This window comes from Dyadobacter sp. (assembly GCF_051859145.1).
In the GTDB taxonomy this organism is placed as follows: Bacteria; Bacteroidota; Bacteroidia; order Cytophagales; family Spirosomataceae; genus Dyadobacter.
Genome location: NZ_JBHYGF010000425.1, coordinates 1 through 3,301 on the forward strand (window position 1 = coordinate 1; position 3,301 = coordinate 3,301).

Genomic DNA, 3,301 nt, shown 5'->3' on the forward strand with positions numbered 1-3,301 from the left:
CTTTCATACATCTGACGGCTCAGCTGAAAATCTTCATAGAACTTCTGCTGGTCAGACCTGGCTGACTGAAAGCGTTGTGAGACCTCCGGAGCTTCTAAGATGGCAAGTACCTGTCCTTTCTTGACTACACTGCCACGGTCAACATGGATGTTTTTTACAAAGCCCTTGACCTTTGCAAATAGGCTGACCTGTTCATAAGGTTTTAGCTCACCTGGCAACGCCAGCGTGTAGTCTGGCTGGTCTTTCACTGGACTGATTACCTGCACGCTCACAGGGCCTTTCACATTTGGCTTGCTTTGGCTGTCTGTTTCTGGTTTGCTATCGCAGCCATTTATACCAGCACTTATCAGGGCTAGGCCCAGAAAGAGAACGGTTGAATTTTTATGAGTTGTCATCATGTTTGACAGCATTGTCCTATTCATTTAGTGATTGCAATTAATTGAGCCTCGGTGTCGTCCGGATCCAGTGATGGACTTTCTCGGCCTGTTTTACGCATCGCCCATGTAAAAAGGTGCGGCATAACCAAAAGCACAGTAAGCGTGGACAAAAGAAGGCCACCGATTACAGCCTGTCCCAGCGGGGCGACCTGCTCGCCGCCATCTCCCATGCCCGAAGCCATCGGGACCATACCGGCAATCATAGCCAGCGTCGTCATCACGATGGGCCGCAGGCGCGAGGATGCCGCAGCAAGGCCTGCCTGCCGTGCCTGCATCCCCATGTACAACCTGTTATGCTCAGCCTGGTTGATTAGAAGCACCGCATTAGAAACAGATACACCCACCGACATGATAATACCCATGTAAGACTGTAAATTAAGTGTGCTGCCAAATAGCAAAAGCATCAGGATACTTCCACCGATCACAGCTGGCACGACAGCAAGTATCATCGCAGATATTTTAAAGGACTGATAATAAGCTGTCAGCATCAAAAAGATCACCACAATTGCAACCACCAAACCGGTCTGGAGTCCCGACATGGTCTCATCCAGCAGCTGCATGAGCCCTTCGCTTGAAACAATTACCCCGCGTGGTGCATCACCCGCATCCGCCAGAACTTGTTTGACTGCGCCGGAAGCGCTACCCAGATCTTTTTGGTAGGTATTGGCTAGTATAGTAACATACCGGTTTGATCCCTGCCGGTTTACCTGTCCTGCTTGCTTAACCATTTCCAGGCTGGCCACGTCTTCGAGTACCGGTCGCGGCTCGCCCGATTTGAGAGGAATAGAGCGAAGTTTGTCCAGCGAGCCCATATCAGATTCCGGTATCTGCACCTGCACCTGAAATACTAGACCTGACTTAGGATCAACCCACAGGTTTTTATTGGTAAAACGGGTTGATGATGTGGCAATAGCCAGCGCCCGTGAGACGTCTTCCATAGTCAGACCAAATTGGGCTGCAAGCTGCCTGTCTACATTGATCTTTACACTCGGATAATTGACCGGCTCGGCAATACGAACATCTCTTAAAAAAGGGATTTTATCCATTTCCCCTTTCAACTTCAACGCATACTGATTAGCAGCTTTTAGCTGCCCTGCTGCAACTTTGATCTGTATGGGAGTCATGGCCCCCTGGCTCATAATCTTTTCAACAAGCTCCATAGGCTCAAAGTTGATTTTCAGCTCAGGCAGCTCTTTTTTTACTTGTGACCTGATCCTTTCCTTGAGTGCTGAAATGGACTCTTTAAAAATCGTCTGATCAATCGAAATCTGCAAAACCGCTTCATGCGAACCACTGGTGAACAGAAAGATGGGATTAATAGCGGTAGCCGATGGCTGAAGGCCTACAAAGGCAGAGCTGATTTTAATCGAATTTTCAGGCAGTGCCTGCTGGATGATACCCGTCACTTTTTTTAGGTATGCTTCTGTATTTTCAAGCCTGTTGCCCTCGGGGGCGACAATCCGTAGCTGTATATCACCGCTGTTGCTAGCTGGTAAAATATCAGTTCCGACTGCCAGAAAAGATGCCGCCACCATAACACCTACTGCAAGCGCATAGACCGTCAAAACAGCTACGGGCCTGCCTTGCAAACGGCGGGTGAGCAATAAATATTGGGACTTAAAAGCGTCAAACCATGTCCGCTTTGCGCCTTTAACCCTGTGATGGGCTTTTAGCTTTTCTGGTTTCATTAGCCAGTTTGCCATGATGGGAACAAATGTCTGGGAAGCCAGAAAAGAGGCGATCATAGCAAAAGCCACAGCCAAAGAGAGCGGCATAAACATATCTTTTGGAATGCCACTCATCATAAATGAAGGGATCAGTACCGCTAGTATACAGAGCAGAATTAAAAGCTTAGGGACCGAAATTTCAAGCAGTGCATCCAGGATAGCCCTTTTTTTGGGTTTATCCATTTCAAAATGCTGATGGATATTTTCAATGGTTACCGTAGCTTCATCTACCAGGATCCCAATGGCAAGCGCAAGACCGCTCAAAGTCATCACATTGATGGTTTGACCGAGCATGTATAGCATAATCACAGCGGAAAGGATCGCGATGGGTATGGTCATTACCACAATCAATGATCCACGCGAATCTCCCAGAAAAAGAAATACCATCAGCCCTGTTAGCAGCGCCCCTAAAATGCCTTCGTGGATCAGGTTTTCAAGTGAACGCTCGATATAACCCGACTGGTCGAAAACATACCGTATATCTACATCTTCCGGCAAGGCTGCTTTCAGCATGGGTATGGCAGCTTTCAGGTTTTCAACCACTTTGAGCGTAGACGCATCTGATTTTTTGATCACAGGCAAATACACAGACCGTTTGCCGTTGATGATCGCATAGCCGGTGGTGATATCGGCCGCATCTTCTACACTGGCAATATCTTTGACATATACATTGGTCCCTGAACCCTTCCGGATTGGAATATCTAAAAATTCCTGTGGATCATTGGCAATCGAGTTAAGCGGGCTCATCAAATTTTGGTTGCCGATCCGGATGTTTCCAGCAGGGGCCGGAAAATTATTCTTGGCTATTGCAGTAGTGACTTCTTCCGCTGAAAGCCCGTAGGACTGCATCAGATCGGAATTAACCTTGACAACCATCGTACGGATATTACCACCGAAAGGTGCAGGGGCCGTCACACCAGGGATGGACACAAACATCGGCCTGATCTTGGTCAGGGCCATATTTTGAAGCTCAGTGATTGATCTTTGAGGGCTTTCGAACACCAGCTGCCCGATCGGGATCGAGCTGCCATCAAAGCGCACGACCTGAGGCGGCACTGCTCCAGGTGGCAGAAAGCCCATAGCCCTGGAAACCTGGGTTGAAACCTCGCCAGAAGCCTGCGCCATATCGGTACCAGG

General features: G+C 48.5%; 1 protein-coding gene and 1 pseudogene. Both read right to left on the reverse strand.

Annotated features, from left to right (window positions below; all coding sequences use genetic code 11):
• A pseudogene (locus tag ACTIE6_RS20900) lies at positions 1-398 on the reverse strand (hypothetical protein); the annotation flags it as partial.
• Positions 399-418: 20 nt separating this feature from the next.
• Positions 419-3,301, reverse strand: a 2,883-nt coding sequence (locus ACTIE6_RS20905; protein ID WP_439558481.1) for an efflux RND transporter permease subunit, incomplete at its 5' end; no start/stop codon positions are given.